Origin of the sequence: Actinoplanes sp. NPDC048791, assembly GCF_040650095.1 — a bacterium.
Taxonomy (GTDB): Bacteria; Actinomycetota; Actinomycetes; order Mycobacteriales; family Micromonosporaceae; genus Actinoplanes.
In genome coordinates this window covers 15,598-31,739 of record NZ_JBEZGQ010000012.1, presented here as the reverse complement: position 1 = coordinate 31,739, position 16,142 = coordinate 15,598, and the positions used below count along the sequence as shown (strand labels likewise).

The following is a 16,142-nucleotide window of genomic DNA, read 5'->3' as shown; positions in this document are numbered from 1 at the left end:
GCGACCCGGAACGGGTCGCCGTCGTCGACGAGCGCCGCGCGGTGACCTACCGCGACCTGCTCGAGCGGGCCGGGCGGCTGTCCCGCGCCCTGCGCGGCACGGTCGGCGTCGAGCCCGGCGACCGGGTCGGAGTGCTCTGCCGCAACTCCGCCGCCATGATCGAGACCCTGGTCGCGGTCACCTCGCTCGGCGCCGACGCGGTGCTGATCAACACCGGGCTGTCCGGACCTCAGCTCAGCACCGTCGCCCGGGAGCAGGAGCTCCGGGCGCTGATCCACGACGACGAGTTCGAGCTGCCGAAGGGCCTCGACGGCATCGGCGAGGCGCGGCTCGACGAACTGATCAACGGGGCCCCGCCCGGTGAGCTGACCCCACCGGAGCGCGCCGGACGGACGATCGTGCTGACCTCCGGCACCACCGGCGTGCCCAAGGGCGCCCTGCGGCGTACGCCCGGCGGGTTCGGCCCGCTGTGCTCGATGATCGACCGGATCCCGCTGCGCGCCGGCGACCGCGTGCTGATCGCCGCGCCACTGTTCCACACCTGGGGGTACGCCGGGCTGCAGATCGCGCTGGCGCTGCGGGCCACCGTCGTGCTGCGCCGCCGCTTCGAGCCGGCCACCGCGTCGGCCGCGATGGTGGACGAGAAGTGCACCGCCATGATCGCCGTCCCGGTGATGCTCCAGCAGCTGATGGAGCAGGCACCGACCGGCCCCCACCCGCCGCTGCGGGTGGTCGCCGTCAGCGGGTCCGCGCTGCCCGGCGGGTTGGCCACCCGGGTCATGGACCGGTACGGCGACGTCCTCTACAACGTGTACGGCTCCACCGAGGTCTCCTGGGCGTCCATCGCCACCCCGGCCGACCTGCGGGCAGCGCCGAACACGGCGGGCCGGCCGCCGCACGGCACCCGGACCGTGGTGCTCGACGAGGCGGGCCGGCCGCTACCCACCGGCACGATCGGGCGGCTCTTCGTCGGCAACGAGATGCTCTTCGACGGCTACTCCAACGGCACCTCCGGGGAACGGCACGACGGCCTGCTGGCCACCGGCGACCTCGGCCACCTCGACGCGGCCGGGCGGGTCTTCGTCGACGGCCGCGAGGACGACATGATCGTGTCCGGCGGCGAGAACGTCTTCCCCGCCGAAGTGGAGAACCTGCTCGCCGACCTCCCCGAGATTCGTGAGGTGGCGGTGATCGGCGTGCCCGACGACCGGTACGGCGAGCGGCTGGCCGCGTACCTGGTGCCGCAGCCGGGTGAGATCCTCCGCCCGGAGCAGGTCCGCGACCATGTACGCCGTCACCTGGCCCGCTTCTGCGTACCGCGCGACGTGGTGTTTCTCCCGTCCTTGCCCCGCAACGCGACGGGCAAGGTCCTGACCCGCGATCTGCCCCGCTGAGCCGCCGTCATCAGTCGCTGCCTTGACAAGCGCCGAGCGCGGCGACGCTCAGCGTCGGCGCGGCTATGGCCGGTCGGTGATGGGCGGCTGGGTCGCGGGCCGGCGGCTACCACCTCATGGTGCTGGACAGCGTCACGGCGAAGTCGCGCTTCTCTCCGCGGCCGGTCTGGATATCGCGTGCCGCGGCTCGGCGTCGGCGTCGGCGTCGGCGTCGGCGTCGGCGTCGATCGGTATCTGTGATGGATCCCGGTCGCGCTTCCCGACCAGCCTGCCGAGGTGGGCGAGTTCACCGCCGCCCTGTCCGAGGCAGTGCAGGTCGTTCGCGCGTGCGGTATGCGAGGCGGTCGCGCTCCGGAGTCTATTTGTCTCCTGGCGCCTGGTGAATCGTCCGCGTCGGTTCGTACCACGTGCTGCCGACGGGCTCACCCGTCATGTTCCAGCTCCACGAGATGGTCGGGGTGATGCGCATGTAGATGCCTGGCCCCACGATCCCGACTCGTTCGAATGGCCCTTCGGCGCGCCCGTAGACCCGGATCGAACGGGCGATGAACGGATCGAACGACACCATGTCGTCGACCACGAATGCGACGCGCTGGTTGCCGGCCCGGACGTTGCGGAACTTGCGGGTATCGAGCACGGAGCGCGCGGAGCCTCCCACCCAGAAGAAGTCTCCGTCGAATTCGAAGGCGAGGGGAACCACGTCGGGCTGCTCGTCGGCGCCAAGAGTCGCGAGTCGCAGAACTGGCTGCGATCGAAGGTATGCGATCTCTTCGTCGGTGAACGACATGTCGTTCCACTCCTTCCGTCGGCACCTTCCGCGTGGAGCAGTTCCTTCCTGCCAGTCAGTGTCGCACTCAACTCAGCAGTTGAATACGCTGGCGAGGCCAGCGCTCTGCTGCTGATGATCCCGCGCTACCCGACTACGGGATCGATGCGTGATCGACGGTCCTGGCGTGGGCCAACCCTGCCTGGCGCTGGCCGACAGAGGCCGGGCCTGGCGACGCCACGAAGCCCTAAATTGCGCCACTCCCGGGCCGTCCAGCCGGATTGTTCGACCGATCGCCCGAGCTACGACCCTCATGGCCCGCAGGTGCACCAGCGCGCGACCCGTCTGTACCGATGCGTCGTCGTAGCCAAACGATCGCGACAGCCGCACCTATCGCGTCGGCCCGCGCGGTTTCGCTCGTAGAAGGCGCTGTCGCTGCCGCCCGTCAAGCCGCAGATCGTGGCCAAACCAGCGTTCTCAGCCAACTGTCCCTCCACCTCGATCGGCACGGCGACTTCGACGGCGCACTTCGCCTAGCCCACGAGGCCGCCGATCGCGGCAACCCGATCGCCCTTAGCCGGTTGGCGCGGCAACGCGAACTCAACGGCGACCCGAACGCTGCAGCTAGCTTGTACCGCGAAGCCGTCAACCGCGCCAACATCAACGCCATGACCAACTCGGCCCGGCTATGCAAACAGGCCGGCGATACCGACCACGCCCAGAAAATCCGACGCTTCGGACTGACCGCTGAGCCGCTTGATCGAGCGTTGCGAATGCAGCCTTGGCCGACCTAGCTGTCACGTCCCGCAGTGGTGCTCACCCGCCGCGTTTTCCTGCTCCTCGTCGTCGGGCGCAGGGTATTGAGTTTTTATCTCGACGGCAGCGTCAAGCTTTCCTTCCATGAGGCGCTGCGACATCAAGTAATAACGGAGCATCAGGAAGTCGTGGTGATCCGGACCGAGCACGTCGCGGAAGCGATGGAGAAGGCGTTCGGCGAATGTGACGGTCTCCGGAGTGGCGGAGCCGTACAGCCCTTTCCATGCATGTATCAGCTCCAGCTGCGTGTGAAGCGTCCGGGGATGGTCCGGACCCAGCAGCCGGACGTGTTCCGCGACGAGTTCCTCGAAGAGCCGCTCCGCGGCGCCTCGGGACACCCAGTCTCCGACATAGGTGAGGTGCTGCTCCCGGGCGATCACGGTGTCCGGGTGTACTGGCCCCAGGTCGCGGATGCGGGCGGCGGCAACTCGCTCCCATCCGGCAATCAGCCGCTCCGCCAGCCGTTGTGCTTCATCGCCGCGGTCGTCTCGGTACGCCGCCACCAGACGCCTCATCGTTTCCAAGGTTTGCGGGTCATCAGACCCGAGGCGCTGCTCCTGCTCGGCCAGCACGTCCTCCAAGCCCCGCACGACCTGCGCTTTCAGGGCAGAACGCTCCGGTTCCGGGCAGAAAAAGGACAGCTGTGACCGGGCTTTCAGCGTCATCGGGTGAGCGTGCCCTAACGTTCGGGCTGACACGTCGGCGATGGACCGGAACTCGGTCACCAACTCGTCCTGTCCGGGCAGCCCGTGCTGAACCGCCTGGCGGAGGCGCAGCGCGGTGAGGTCGTACCGGACGGTGAGCGTGTCGAGGTGATCCGGCCCGAGCGTGCGGATGCGGCTGTCGGCTGCCTTGGTCAACTCGGCCGTCGCCAGTGCTTCCATCTCACGGTCGTCGGGGACCTCCGAGTTTTCGTAGGACTCGATGGACATTCCCAGATTTTCGTAAGCTTCGGCGAGATGGAGCCGGCTGTCGACCGTCCGCGGATCGTCGGCGCCGAATTGCTGCTGCCGCGCGGCGACGGTGTCTTCCCACTCACGTACGGCGGCCAACGACTCCGGATATTCCGGCATGCGAAATCGTCCGTCGAAGTCGAGCATGCCCGGATAGTACTCAAACCGATCAAACCTTGGTGGCATCGTCGAACGCGTCCAACGACGCGCCAACGCCGGCGACGACAGAAGACCACGGGCATCGCAGCCCAGGCGCAACAATTCGGCACAGCCGGATGCAGTCTCATCGGCAGATCCGGATACCGGCGGCCGTCGGCGCACGCGCCGGCCGGCTCGATTCCTTGCAACTTCCGGGCAACGCGAATACGGCAACGCCAGGGATGCTGCTCATGCCCGGCGGATGGCCGATCAGTCGCGCCGGCCCTAGCATGATCTCCATGAGCGACGTCAGCGCTGGTGAGCTACCCGAGCTGACGTTCGTACTCCCGACCATCCCGGCCTCCGCCGGAGCTCTGGTACGTGGCCGCAAGGGGCGATTGCTCATCCTGAAGCCCACGTACAAGGGCGGTTGGACGATCCCGGGCGGGATCGTCGAGGTCGGCGAGTCACCCTGGGAGGCGTGTCGCCGCGAAACCAAGGAGGAGTGCGGCCTCGACGTCACCACCGGGCGACTCGTGTGCGTGGACTACCTGCGCCCACGACCTGACCGTCCGGGCGGTATGCGCTTCCTTTTCGACTGCGGCGTCTTCGACGACGCCGTCCTGAATACCGTGATCATCCAGCCGGTCGAGATCGCCGAAAGCCGGATTCTGCCGATCGACACGGCGCTGCCTCTGCTCAGCGGGCCGGTCCGACGCCGGGTACGCGCCGCCTGGAAGACCAAACAGGTGCGCTATCTCGAGAATGGCCGCCCTGTACAGGGGATCAGCTCTTAACCGCCGTGGATGACGGTCACCCGGGGAGGGTCCAGCGGTCGTACGGATGACGGCCCGGCCGGAAACCGTGGGCCTCGACCATGTCCACCGCCGCGGACAGGCCGCTGCCGACGGCTTCCGGAACGTGGGCGTCGCTACCGAAGGTGACCACCTTGCCGCCCTCCTCGCGCCACCAGCGGACGATCTCCGAGGCCAGCGGGATGCGGGTGTTGACCTCCAGCGTCCGGTCCGTGGCGGCGAGGGTACGCAATGCGTGCCGGAACTCGTCCTCGAACGCGTACAGGTCGAACGGCCCGGCCTCGGCGGGCCAGCCGCGGACGGCGTAATCCAGGTGGGCGAGAACCGCGAAAGCATCCGTACGGGCGATCAGCTCGGCGATCTCGGCCAGGTACAGCCGCATCACTTCGACGGCGGGGCGCTGCCGGTAGAGCGCGTTCGCCTCGACGAGGTGGCCGTTGACGGGCAGGGCGTGCAGCGAGCCGAGCACCCGTTCGTAGTGGCCGGTGCCGAGCAGTTTCTCGACCGGCACGGCGTTCCAGTGGGGTTCGCCCAGCTCGACGCCGCTGATGATGCGCAGCGACGGGAAGATCTCGCGGCACCGCTGGACGGAGGCGAGATAGCGCTCCTGGTCCAACTCGGGCGGGACCAGCACGCCGTCGGGGCCGGTCAGCTCCCGGCGCAGGGGTGAACGCTCCAGGACCACCTCGTCGACCGTCCACCGGGAGTAGTCGACGTGCTCGGTGAACGCGACGGCCGGGAGACCGAGCTGCACCGCGCGGGCGCAGGTCCGTTCCATGGAGCCCTCAGAAGCATCCCAGGAGAATTCGCTGTGTACGTGGCCGTCCGCGGGCTGAATCACTCGGCCCACGGTAGCGATCATGGTTCAGGCGCTGCGGGGTGGGTCGGCCTGAAGTGCCGACACCCTGCCCGCCGCAAGCCGGCGACCTCGCAGTGCGAAGGTCAGGGACCTTCACGCGGCCAGGGGTCTCCCGACGTGTCGCAGCCGGTGCGCGGCGACTCCGGCCGCGGCGAGCCGGCCGGCGACCGTCACTGAGGAGTTGTCGAGAAAGACCGCGACCTGATGATCGTCACCGAGGTGACAGGCCGCGACGAGCGTGCCGACGTTGATCGAGTCAAGATCGTGGACGTCGCGCAGGTCCAGGATGAGGCGCAGCGGGCGAACATGGCGCACCGCGTGGACCAGGGTGTGGCGTAGATCGACCGCGTCCTCGGCACCGAGGACGCCACGAGGGCGGATGATGAGACTGCCGTCGGCACTGACCACTGCATCGACCGCCGCATCGGCCATCATGATGCCTTCCGTTACCCACTGTTTGAGCGGCCAGAATAGAACGCCGCCGTACCGCGGGTCGACCATGCGGTGAAGAATTCACCACATCACGGCCCGGTCACGCCGCAGTCGAGCCACCTGCCGTTCATGTGCGGCGAGTTGTCATCTGCCCCTCAGCGGCCGGTCATCGCCCGCCATCCCGTATCCATGTTCCGTCGATAGCTTCCGGTTGCGAGTTCCCGCGTAGTGCCTCCGGAAGGACCCGACATGGGTGCCGTCGACCGTCGCACGTTTCTTCAGCTGGCCGGGCTGCCGGCCGCCGCGGCCGCCCTGCCGCTGGACCTCAGCGAGGCGCTGGCCATCCCGGCCGACGTTCACACCGGCACCATCGCCGACGTCGAGCACGTGATCATCCTGATGCAGGAGAACCGCTCGTTCGATCACTACTTCGGCTCGTTGCGCGGCGTACGGGGCTTCGCCCGACGTGCCGAACCTCGGACAGAGCTACCTGCCCGACCCGCCGCACGGCTGGACCGACGGGCACGCCGCCTGGAACGACGGCCGGTACGACCGGTGGGTGCCCAGCAAGGGCGTCACGACGATGACCTACCACACCCGCAAGGACCTGCCGTACCAGTACGCGCTCGCGGACGCCTTCACCGTCTGCGACAACTACCACTGTTCTTTGCTGGGGCCGACGGATCCGAACCGGTATCACATGTGGACCGGCTGGGTCGGCAACGACGGCTCCGGCGGCGGACCGGTGATCAACAACGCCGAGGCCGGCTACGACTGGTCGACCTACCCGGAACGCCTCGAGCGGGCCGGCGTGTCCTGGAAGGTGTACCAGGACATCGGGACCGGCCTGAACGCCGCGGGCTCGTGGGGCTGGACCCAGGACCCGTACATCGGCAACTACGGCGACAACTCGCTGCTGTACTTCCACCGCTACCAGAACGCCGCTCCCGGATCGCCGCTGGCCGACCGGGCCAAGACCGGCACGAACATCAACCCGCTGGGCCGCGACCCGCTGGCGCTGCTCACCGACTTCCGCGAGGACGTCCGCACCGGCCGGCTGCCCTCAGTGTCCTACATCGTCGCGCCGGAGGCGTACACCGAGCATCCGAACCACCTACGACGAGGACGGCGGATTCTTCGACCATCTCGTGCCGCCCACTCCCCCGCAGTCACCGGCGCAGGGTGCGTCGACCGTGGCGACCACCCACGAGATCTATCCGGGGGACCCCGCGAACGCCGCCGGGCCGTACGGCCTCGGCGTCCGCGTACCCATGATGGTCGTTTCCCCGTGGTCGCGGGGCGGGTGGGTCAACTCCCAGCTGTTCGACCACACGTCGCTGATCCGGTTCCTGGAGGCCCGCTTCGCCGGCGGACGTCCGGACCTGATCGAGTCCCACATGACCCCGTGGCGCCGGGCGGTGGCCGGCGATCTGACCAGCGCCTTCGACTTCCGGACACCCAACCGCGACCGTCCGGTCCGGCTCCCGGACACCGCTGATTTCAAGCCCGCGGACCTGGTGCGGCACCCCGACGAGGTGCCGGTCCCACCGAAGGAGGGGCGGCTGCCCGGCCAGGAGCGAGGGGTACGCCCGGCGCGCGCGCTGTCGTACACCCTGCACGCCGACGGCGCGGTCGCCGGCCAGGTGCTGACGGTCACGTTCCGCAATACCGGCGAGGCGACCGCGGTCTTCCTGGCCCGCTCGACCGCGTCCGGCGAGCAGCCGCGCACGTACACCGTGGAGCCAGGCAAGTCCGTCACCGGCACCTGGGCGGCAGCCCGGAGCTACGACGTCTCGGTGCACGGCCCCAACGGCTTCTGCCGCACCTTCGTGGGCAGCGCGCAGGCGCCGGCCGTGGCCATGACCACCGAGTACGACCAGCGCGCCGAGAAGGTCACGCTCAGCTTCACCAACCCGGGGCCGGAGCCGGTTCAGCTGACCATCCGCGACCGATACACCGGCCGGCAGACCACGGTCCCGGTGCGTGGTGGACGGGCAGCGAGCAGGTCATGGGGTGTCGCGCGTACCCGTGGCTGGTACGACCTCACCGTGACCGCCGGGAAGGACCTGCACCGGCGGTACGCCGGGCACCTCGAGAACGGCCGCGACAGCATCAGCGATCCGGCGATGGGCGGACTCGTCCAGAGCCGGCCCGATGACGGACCGTTCACGGTGGCCGGCCGTTGATGTTGAACGGCCCGCGGCCGGAGATGGTCATCGGCGTGATTTCGCATGAGCAGTGGGCGACGGGCCGGGTGTGGGCAGCTGAACTGTCGGCGACAGTGCGCGATCACCATTGCCCGGTGGGTCGGCTGTCCGGTACCGAGGGGTCATGAAGCAACTTCTCATGGCGGCCGTGCTCGGCGCGGCTCTGCTCGGCGGGTCACCGGCCCAGGCGACCGGCCGGGACGACAGCGTGCGGTTCGCCACGTACAACCTCTCGCTCAACCGGCCCACCCAGGGTCTGCTGCGCGAGCAGCTCGCGGATCCGGGCGTGGACGACGTCTACCGGCGGCAGGCCCGCAATGTCGCCGAGGTGATCCAGCGCAGCCGGCCGGACGTCGTGCTGATCAACGAGTTCGACTTCGACCCGGTGGCGGCGCGCCTGTTCGCCGACAACTTCCTCGCCGTCTCGCAGAACGGGGCACCGGCGCAGCGCTACCCGTACCGCTACGTCGCGCCGTCGAACACCGGAGTGTCCTCCGGCTTCGACCTCAACAACAACGGCGTCGTGGACACCACGCCCGGGGATCAGGCGTACGGCGACGACTCGTACGGTTTCGGGCTCTTTCCCGGCCAGTACGGCATGGTGGTCTACTCGAAGTACCCGATCGACGTCCGTGGCGTACGCACGTTCCAGTTGTTCAAGTGGCGGGACATGCCCGGCAATGCCATGCCGGTGGACTTCTATTCGCCGCAGGAACAGGCGGCGCTGCGGCTGTCCTCCAAGAGTCACTGGGACGTGCCGATCAAAGCACGCGGCCGGACAGTGCACTTCCTGGTGTCGCACCCGACGCCGCCGACCTTCGACGGACCCGAGGACCGTAACGGGCGGCGCAACCATGACGAGATCCGGTTCTGGGCCGACTACGTCACGCCGCGGGCGTCGTCCTACATCTACGACGACAAGGGCCGCCGGGGCGGGCTCGAGCCGGGACAGAACTTCGTGATCGCCGGTGACCAGAACGCCGACCCGTACGACGGTGACTCCTACCGGAGCGCGATCAGGCAGCTGACCGAGCACCCGCTGATCGACGCTCGGACGTTCCCGTCCAGTGCCGGCGCGGTGGAGGCTTCGGCCCTGCAGGGCGGGGCGAACCTGACCCACCACGGTGATCCTCGCTTCGACACGGCCGACTTCGCCGACACCGCACCGGGCAACCTGCACGCCGACTACGTGCTGCCCCGGGCCGGCAACCGGATCCTGCGCTCCGGTGTGTTCTGGCCGGTCCGGGTTGATCCGCTGTTCCGGCTGACCGGCGTCTTCGACCCGCAGTGGTCGCCTGTCAACGGTTTCCCGACCTCTGACCACCGGCTCGTCTGGACGGACCTGGTCCTGCCCCGGCGCCCGCAGCACTGACCCGACCGTCCCACTCGTGTGGAGGAGCTACACCTCGTGCCATCGTCTCGCCGTACCTTCCTGACCGGCAGCGCCGCCGCCGGCGTCGGTCTCGCCGTCACCGGCTCCGTCCCGTCCCTGGCCCAGGCCCATCCGGGCCGGCCGCACCGGCCCGCCGGTAGCGGCCGCGTGCCCTTCCCGCCGCTCGTCGACGACCCGGCCGGCGTCCTGGCTCTGCCGGAGGGCTTCAGCTACACCGTCGTCACCCGGGCCGGGGTCACCCGGCTGGACCGCGGCCAGGGCGTCACCCCGGCCGACCACGACGGCATGGCCGCCTTCGACGCCGGCCGTGGCCGCTACACCCTGATCCAGAATCACGAGATCGACCCCGGCGCCGAGTTCGGCGTACCGCACATCAGAGGCACCGTCTACGACCCGGGCGCGGTCGATGCCGGCGGCTGCACGGTGATCACGACCGACCGCGCCGGGCGCAACCTCGGCGAGTTCGTCGCCATCTCCGGCACGGTCTCCAACTGCGCGGGCGGCCCGACCCCCTGGGGGACGTGGCTCACCTGCGAGGAGACCGACGACCGGGCCGGGGACAAGTGGACCGAGGGCGACCGCACCGGTGTCTTCCAGCGCGACCACGGCTACGTCTTCGAGGTCTGGTCCGACGGCACCGCCGACCCCCGGCCGATCAGATGCCTGGGCCGCTACGCCCACGAAGCCCTGGCGATCGACAAGGACCGCACCCACATCTACCTGTCCGAGGACGCCGACGGATCCAACGGCCTCTTCTACCGGTGGACCACACCCCACGGTCTCAAGGTCGGTCCGCGCGTGCTCACCCGGCTGGCGCCGGACGCCGGTGTCCTCGCCGCGATGCAGATCATCATGGACGACGGCTCGGTGCTGCCCGACGTGGCCTACCTGACCTCCGCCCAGCTGGGCCGGCCGTTCCCCGTACGGTGGATCGAAGTGCCCGACCGGGACGCCAAGACCACACCGGTACGGGAGCAGTACACCGACGGCCAGGTCACGCGCGGCCGCAAGTTCGAGGGCGTGTGGGGCACCGACGAGGGCGTGTACGTGGTCAACTCCTACGCCTGGGAGGACGGCGATCTCCCGGCGGACGCGGCGCCGCACGACGGCATGGTGTGGTTCTACAACTACCGCGACCAGACCATCCAGCTGGTGACGTACTTCCCGCACCAGGTCACCGCCGAGGAAGGGGCCCCGGCCAAGTACACCGATCTGACCTTCGACGGCCCCGACAACGTGACCGTGACGCCGTGGGGAAGCCTGGTGCTGGCCGAGGACGGCGCCGGCGCGTCCCACGTCCTCAGCGCGTTCCCGGGTGGACCGGTCTACGCCATCGCCCGCAACCAGCTCAACGACTCCGAGTTCTGCGGGCCCACCTTCACCGACGACGGCCGAGTCCTCTACGTCAACATGCAGGACCCCGGGCTCACGCTGGCCATCACCGGCCCGTGGGACAAGTACCTCAGCTGACGGGCTGCCGCCGGATCCAGCGCTACGCGGATGAACACCGGCGAGACGTGGCTGGTGGCCGATCACGTCGACGGCCACCAGCCAGGAGACCGGACGCCGGCGTCCGCGCTCGGATCATGTTGTGTGGACGAATGGACACTGAACGCCGGATGAATCTCATCGTGCTGCCTCCGGACCGCCCCCACTCAGCGTTACCGTGGTTGACATGCGGCTCGGCGTGCTGGATGTCGGCTCGAACACCGTGCATCTCCTGGTGGTCCATGCGCAGCCGGGCGGGCACCCCGATCCGATGCGCTCGGAGAAGACTCAGCTGCGGCTCGCCGAGCACATCGACGCGGGGCGGTTGACCCGAGCGGGAGCCGACAGACTGGTTCGAGCCGTGGCTCGGGCGAAGGCGACCGCGGCCATCGCGGGTTGTGAGGAACTGATCGCCTTCGCGACCTCCGCGCTGCGCGACGCGGACAACTCGGCCGCGGTGCTGTCCCGGGTCCGATCCGAGACCGGTGTCGACCTGCAGGTGCTCTCCGGCGAGGACGAGGCCCGCTACACCTTCCTGGCCGTTCGCCGCTGGTACGGCTGGTCGGCCGGACGCCTGCTGGTGCTCGACATCGGCGGCGGATCGCTGGAGCTGGCCGCCGGCCGCGACGAAGATCCCGAGGTTTCGCTGTCGCTGCCCCTCGGGGCCGGACGACTCACCCGGCAGTGGCTGACCGGCGACCCACCCACGCGTGGCGATGTCCAGGCACTGACCGATCATCTCGAGGCCGCTCTCGCGCCGGTCGCCCAGCAGATACGGCAGACCGGGCCGTACGAGCTGGCCGTCGGCACCTCGAAAACGTTCCGCTCGCTGGCACGACTCGCCGCGGCCGCTCCGGCCGGCAGCGAACCGCGCGCCCGCCGCACCTTGACCGACGTCGGACTGCGCCAGACGTTCAGCTTCATCAGCCGCATGGCTTCGCCGGACCTGGCAACCCTGGACGGCGTCAGCCCGGGCCGCGCGCACCAGCTCGTGGCCGGCGCGCTGGTGGCCGGGGTCGCGATGCGAACGCTCGAGATCAGCGATCTACTGATCTGTCCCTGGGCTTTGCGCGAAGGGGTGATCCTGCGACGGCTGGACACCCTCGGCGTACCGGCACCGTCTCAACGGCCGTGGCCACTCACCGACCGGCACCCGGACGCATCTGCCGCTTGAGGCCCGTAGGGCGGAACCGGCCGCGCCGGACCGCCAGCGTTCAGGCCGGTACGCGCGTTTCGTAGACCAGGATCTCGGTGCCCGCAGTCTTTTCGCCGTCGTCGGGCGCCGCCCACACCCGCAGGGTCCGCCCCTCGTTCTCCAGGTGGACCGGGTTGCGCGTGGCCACGTGCCCCGCCGACGAATACTGCTGGAACGGCGCCTCATGACGGACCTGCAGGGACCGTAGATCGATCGGGGCGATGCCACCGAGCTCGAACTTGTCGCCGGCCGCGTTGGCGTACTCGGTGATGCCGGTGCAGGCCATCATCCGCCGTTCGGCCACCGGCACCAGCAGCGAACGCCCGTCGACGTCGATGCCGCCCGGGTGGTACATGTCCCCCTCGCCGAGCACGATGTCGTGCTGGAGATTGCCGTTCAGGTCCAGCACGAAGACATGGCCGCGTCCCTTGCCGGGAGTGCGGTCGTATCCGCCGACCGGCTCCGGATAACGCACCGGCGCCTCGAGAATCTCCACACTGGACAGGATCAACCGGTCACCCACCCGGGCCAGGCCTTGCGCGGGGTCAGGCCCTCTGTTCAGGGCGACAAGGTGTCCAGCCGGCGGTGCCCTGAAGCCTTTCCGGGCCGGCCGGCTCGTCATGAGGCGATGGTCTCACCGTTGAGCGTGATCGACAGATGGCCGGATTGCTTGAGCGCGGCGAGGACCGCTGACTGCTGGGCGTCCGGTATCCCGTCGACAGCCAGGTGCTGCAGAGCCGGGAGCCGCACGAGGTCATCCACCGTGTCGGGCTGGTGGGCGGTGAGGCTGCTCAGTGCGGGGAGCCGGCTCAACGCCGCGAGCTCCTCGGGATCCGGCGCGCCGAAGAATTCGACGTGGGTCAGCGCCGGTAGCCGCTCGATGCCACGCAGGTTGCGGTCCGGTGGGCGGTTGTCCAGCACCAGGTCGGTCAGCGGCAGGCCGGCCGGTAGGGGGTGCAGGCCGGCGGCCAGGCTGCGGTCCCGGATCACCAGACGGGTGAGCTGCGCGCCGCCGAGCGTCTCCAGCGGGGCGTTCATCAGGTGCAGATGCAGCTCGGACACCTGGGTACGGGCCAGCGGGCTCAGGTCACGCAGCAACGGGCAGCTGGCCAGGTGCAGTTCTCGCAGGTTGTGGGCGGCGGTCAGCGGCGAGAGATCGCGCAGCACCGTATTCTGCAGCAGCTCCAGGCGGCGCAGGCCCGGGATGGCGGCCAGCGGGTCCAGTGGGGTGAGATCGCCGCGGCAGGAGACGATCGCCAGCTTGGTGAGGTGCCGCAGGTACTGCACCCGCGACCAGCGTTGGATCTCCAGCCGGAGGTCGCCGAACTCCACGTCGGCCAGTACCGCGGTGGCGTACCTCTCCGGGTCCTCGGACAGGCGCCAGGCCCGGAGCAGCTCGTCGATCACCATGGACTGGTCGATGCCGGTGAACCGGGCGATGATGTCGCGCGCGCCCTCGCCGCCGATCATCGCGGCGGTGCGGATCACCCGGGCGGCCTGTTCGTCGTCGAGTCCCTGCGGGCCGGGCAGCAGGTCCAGCACGAACGGGCCGGCCTTGGCCAGCAGCTCCGCGTCGTCCAGCGTGGCCGGCGGGATGAGCCGCCGCGCCGCCTGATGCACCTGATCGCGGATCTCGTCGCTGTCCGTCACGTCGGCCTGGGCCAGGCACGCCGCGGCGACCAGTCGCAGCCGGTCGTGCAGGACGCCGCGCTCCCGGGCGGCGGCGTTGCCGCGGAGCAGGTCGGTGAGGATCCGTTCCCGCTCGGCCGGGCGGGCGTGCGCGACCGCCATGATCACCACGTCGTGCCACTGGTCCAGATGGGCATGGTCGATCAGCAGGCCGAGGTCACCCGCGTCGACGACCTCCTTGGCGGCCAGGTAGTCGCGGAAGGTGCGGTGGACGAACTGGATCTGGCCGTCGTACACCTCGCGCAGCAGACCGGTGCGCTCCAGCGTGCGCTGCAGCACCAACTCCGGCTCGGCCTGGTGCTGCCGGATCCCGCGCATCGCGTGGGAGATCCGGCGGATGGCCTCGGCCCGCGGCAGCAGGATGTCCTGATTCTTGACCAGCGAGTACGCCAGCCGCTGCAGGATCACCACCTGCTCCTCCATGCTCAGTTGGGGCGCCCGGTCGGTGCGGACCCCACGCCGCTCGTCCCACCGCAGCAACAGCAACTCCAGGGCGGCGTCGTACAGACTCTTGCGGTCGCGCGGCAGGTGCATGTGCCGGTCCTGGTACAGCGCGCAGATCAGCCCGGCCAGCAACGGGCTCGCGGCCAGGCGGCGCAGCTCGGGCCGGCCGGCGATCAGCTCGGTCAGTTCCCGGCGGCAGGTCTCGAGCCAGTCGGCGGCTCCCGGCTCATCGCCGGATTCCTCGGCCGCGGCCTCGTGCCAGCGGGCGAGGAAGTCCTGGATCCCCTGCCCGCTCAGGCTCAGCAGGTCGAAGGGCACGAACCCCTCGGCGGCCAGCCAGTCCTCCTCGATCGCCGGCGGCCGGCTGGTCACCACGAAACGGACCTGAGGGTACGCCCGGACCAGTTCACCGAGCCAGCGACGGGCCGCCTCCCGGCGTTCGGGCGGCAGCTCGTCCACCCCGTCGACCAGCAGCAGCGCCCGGCCCGACGCGAACCGGCGGCTGGCCCAGCCCGCCGGCATCTCCCCCGCCACCATCCGGGCGACGATCGCCGGCAGTTGCTCGGGCGACGGCAGCTCGTGAGAGTCCTGGGCGAACTGCCGTAACGGCACGAAGAACGGCAGGTACCCGTCCCGGGTCCAGACCATCCGGTCGGCGACCTTGGCCGCCAGCCACTGCAGCAGCGTGGTCTTGCCCGCTCCGGCACCGGCCCGGATCACCACCCGGGGGTTGTCGAGCAGGGCGTTGGCCACGTCGATGCCGACGCCGGTGAGCCCGTCCTCGTCGTCGTCGGGCACCCCCTGGGTGCGGCGGGCGACCGCGAGCGTCACGTACTTGTCGAACGTGTGCCGGCGCGGTCGGCGACCCCGGGTGACCCCGAACAGTTCGAACTGCCCGAGCGCGTCGGTGACCGCTTCGGCGTACCGGGCGGCGAAGGCGGCATCCTCGATGCCGGCGGCCGACCGCTGATGCTGCAGCAGCGCGTCGAGCTGGCGGGCGACATCGCCGACCCGCCAGAAGGTGCGGGTCTGCACCACCTCCTCGAACTGCGGCAGCGAGCGGAAGTAGGCGATCAGCTGCTCGCAGGTCAGGCCGACCACCCGGTGATAAACGGCCGTGCCGCCGGCGTCGAGGCCCACGCGATCCAGGTCCGTCGCACCGCGGGCCTCGACGATCCCGGCCAGACGCGCCGGGTCGAGCTCGCGTCGAAGACCAGGGCCAGGTCGATCCCGGCTCCGGTGAGGCTGGTGCGCGCGACCGACACCGCTGCTTCCCATTCGTGCGGTGCGACACCGCGAAGGTCGCTCTGTCGCAGCTCGGTCAGGCCGGAGCGCATGCGGTCCACTGCCCGCCTGAGCTGCCCCGCGGTCACCTCGGTGCGGCCACCGGCCCGGTGGCGTTGCGCGAACTCCGTCAGCACGTCGCCGGCGATCCGCTGCAGCACGTCCCCCGCGATGCCCAGAAGCGCTAGGAAAATGGCGTCGGTCAAATCTCCCCCGGTGTCCCGAACGGACCACGCTAACGGTCCGCGGTGAACACCCGGTGGACCTCG

Annotated in this window: 14 protein-coding genes and 2 pseudogenes; 9 read left to right on the top strand and 7 right to left on the bottom strand. The window is 69.8% G+C overall.

What is annotated here, in order from left to right; genetic code table 11:
• The coding region (locus tag AB0C29_RS02545; RefSeq protein WP_360814231.1) for an AMP-binding protein at positions 1 to 1,394 on the top strand (1,394 nt) is incomplete at its 5' end.
• Positions 1,395 to 1,752: 358 nt separating this feature from the next.
• Here AB0C29_RS02545 and AB0C29_RS02540 read toward each other — a convergent pair.
• Positions 1,753 to 2,181 carry a PPOX class F420-dependent oxidoreductase gene (locus tag AB0C29_RS02540; protein ID WP_360814229.1) on the bottom strand — a complete coding sequence of 143 codons (429 nt, stop codon included), beginning with the start codon at positions 2,179 to 2,181 and terminating at the stop codon, positions 1,753 to 1,755.
• Between the two features lie 332 nt (positions 2,182 to 2,513).
• On the opposite strand from AB0C29_RS02540, the gene AB0C29_RS02535 reads away from it, so the two are divergent.
• Positions 2,514 to 2,954, top strand: coding sequence for a hypothetical protein (locus tag AB0C29_RS02535; RefSeq protein ID WP_360814227.1), 441 nt, complete (start codon positions 2,514 to 2,516; stop codon positions 2,952 to 2,954).
• Positions 2,955 to 2,957: 3 nt separating this feature from the next.
• Here AB0C29_RS02535 and AB0C29_RS02530 read toward each other — a convergent pair whose 3' ends face one another.
• Positions 2,958 to 4,076, bottom strand: coding sequence for a tetratricopeptide repeat protein (locus AB0C29_RS02530; protein ID WP_360814225.1), 1,119 nt, complete (start codon positions 4,074 to 4,076; stop codon positions 2,958 to 2,960).
• 290 nt (positions 4,077 to 4,366) lie between these two features.
• Between AB0C29_RS02530 and AB0C29_RS02525 the strand changes: the two genes are divergently transcribed.
• Positions 4,367 to 4,864 (top strand): NUDIX hydrolase, encoded by a 498-nt coding sequence (locus AB0C29_RS02525; RefSeq protein WP_360814223.1) that lies wholly within the window; start codon positions 4,367 to 4,369, stop codon positions 4,862 to 4,864.
• Between the two features lie 16 nt (positions 4,865 to 4,880).
• Here the strand turns inward: AB0C29_RS02525 and AB0C29_RS02520 are convergent, their stop codons facing one another.
• Complete coding sequence (locus AB0C29_RS02520) at positions 4,881 to 5,744, bottom strand: PHP domain-containing protein (RefSeq protein WP_360814221.1); 864 nt, start codon at positions 5,742 to 5,744, stop codon at positions 4,881 to 4,883.
• Between the two features lie 90 nt (positions 5,745 to 5,834).
• Entirely contained in the window at positions 5,835 to 6,242 is a 408-nt protein-coding gene (locus AB0C29_RS02515) for an STAS domain-containing protein (RefSeq protein ID WP_360814219.1), read from the bottom strand.
• Between the two features lie 180 nt (positions 6,243 to 6,422).
• Here AB0C29_RS02515 and AB0C29_RS02510 point away from each other — a divergent pair.
• From AB0C29_RS02510 to AB0C29_RS02485, 6 genes and pseudogenes are all read left to right on the top strand, one after another.
• A pseudogene (locus AB0C29_RS02510) lies at positions 6,423 to 6,599 on the top strand (hypothetical protein); the annotation flags it as partial.
• A gap of 40 nt (positions 6,600 to 6,639) precedes the next feature.
• A pseudogene (locus AB0C29_RS02505) lies at positions 6,640 to 7,477 on the top strand (alkaline phosphatase family protein); the annotation flags it as partial.
• A 93-nt stretch (positions 7,478 to 7,570) separates the two neighbouring features.
• Positions 7,571 to 8,359: a phospholipase domain-containing protein gene (locus tag AB0C29_RS02500; RefSeq protein WP_360814233.1), complete on the top strand. Its 789-nt coding sequence runs from the start codon at positions 7,571 to 7,573 to the stop codon at positions 8,357 to 8,359.
• Positions 8,360 to 8,504: 145 nt separating this feature from the next.
• The gene (locus tag AB0C29_RS02495; RefSeq protein ID WP_360814218.1) at positions 8,505 to 9,752 is read left to right on the top strand and encodes an endonuclease/exonuclease/phosphatase family protein; all 1,248 of its coding nucleotides are present in this window, start codon (positions 8,505 to 8,507) and stop codon (positions 9,750 to 9,752) included.
• Positions 9,753 to 9,788: 36 nt separating this feature from the next.
• Positions 9,789 to 11,243, top strand: a complete 1,455-nt coding sequence (locus AB0C29_RS02490; protein WP_360814216.1) for an alkaline phosphatase PhoX — start codon at positions 9,789 to 9,791, stop codon at positions 11,241 to 11,243.
• A 205-nt stretch (positions 11,244 to 11,448) separates the two neighbouring features.
• A complete protein-coding gene (locus AB0C29_RS02485) occupies positions 11,449 to 12,435 on the top strand; it encodes a Ppx/GppA phosphatase family protein (protein WP_360814214.1) in 987 nt (328 codons plus the stop codon).
• 40 nt (positions 12,436 to 12,475) lie between these two features.
• Here the strand turns inward: AB0C29_RS02485 and AB0C29_RS02480 are convergent, their stop codons facing one another.
• From AB0C29_RS02480 to AB0C29_RS02470, 3 genes are read right to left on the bottom strand one after another with little or no spacing between them, the layout of a single operon-like run.
• Entirely contained in the window at positions 12,476 to 13,078 is a 603-nt protein-coding gene (locus tag AB0C29_RS02480; protein ID WP_360814212.1) for a DUF6454 family protein, read from the bottom strand.
• The gene (locus AB0C29_RS02475) at positions 13,075 to 15,729 is read right to left on the bottom strand and encodes an NACHT domain-containing protein (protein ID WP_360814210.1); all 2,655 of its coding nucleotides are present in this window, start codon (positions 15,727 to 15,729) and stop codon (positions 13,075 to 13,077) included. The genes AB0C29_RS02480 and AB0C29_RS02475 overlap by 4 nt, the downstream gene beginning before the upstream one ends.
• Positions 15,678 to 16,079, bottom strand: coding sequence for a hypothetical protein (locus AB0C29_RS02470; RefSeq protein ID WP_360814208.1), 402 nt, complete (start codon positions 16,077 to 16,079; stop codon positions 15,678 to 15,680). Before AB0C29_RS02470 ends, AB0C29_RS02475 begins: the two co-directional genes overlap by 52 nt.
• Positions 16,080 to 16,142: the final 63 nt, after the last annotated feature.

What these genes read in the sequence shown, in the direction of transcription:
- AB0C29_RS02540 (WP_360814229.1), bottom strand. Translation starts at nt 2,181, where the DNA reads ATGTCGTTCACCGACGAAGAGATCGCATACCTTCGATCGCAGCCAGTT.
- AB0C29_RS02535 (WP_360814227.1), top strand. Translation starts at nt 2,514, where the DNA reads ATGCGTCGTCGTAGCCAAACGATCGCGACAGCCGCACCTATCGCGTCG.
- AB0C29_RS02530 (WP_360814225.1), bottom strand. Translation starts at nt 4,076, where the DNA reads ATGCTCGACTTCGACGGACGATTTCGCATGCCGGAATATCCGGAGTCG.
- AB0C29_RS02525 (WP_360814223.1), top strand. Translation starts at nt 4,367, where the DNA reads ATGAGCGACGTCAGCGCTGGTGAGCTACCCGAGCTGACGTTCGTACTC.
- AB0C29_RS02520 (WP_360814221.1), bottom strand. Translation starts at nt 5,744, where the DNA reads ATGATCGCTACCGTGGGCCGAGTGATTCAGCCCGCGGACGGCCACGTA.
- AB0C29_RS02515 (WP_360814219.1), bottom strand. Translation starts at nt 6,242, where the DNA reads ATGGTCGACCCGCGGTACGGCGGCGTTCTATTCTGGCCGCTCAAACAG.
- AB0C29_RS02500 (WP_360814233.1), top strand. Translation starts at nt 7,571, where the DNA reads ATGACCCCGTGGCGCCGGGCGGTGGCCGGCGATCTGACCAGCGCCTTC.
- AB0C29_RS02495 (WP_360814218.1), top strand. Translation starts at nt 8,505, where the DNA reads ATGAAGCAACTTCTCATGGCGGCCGTGCTCGGCGCGGCTCTGCTCGGC.
- AB0C29_RS02485 (WP_360814214.1), top strand. Translation starts at nt 11,449, where the DNA reads ATGCGGCTCGGCGTGCTGGATGTCGGCTCGAACACCGTGCATCTCCTG.
- AB0C29_RS02480 (WP_360814212.1), bottom strand. Translation starts at nt 13,078, where the DNA reads ATGACGAGCCGGCCGGCCCGGAAAGGCTTCAGGGCACCGCCGGCTGGA.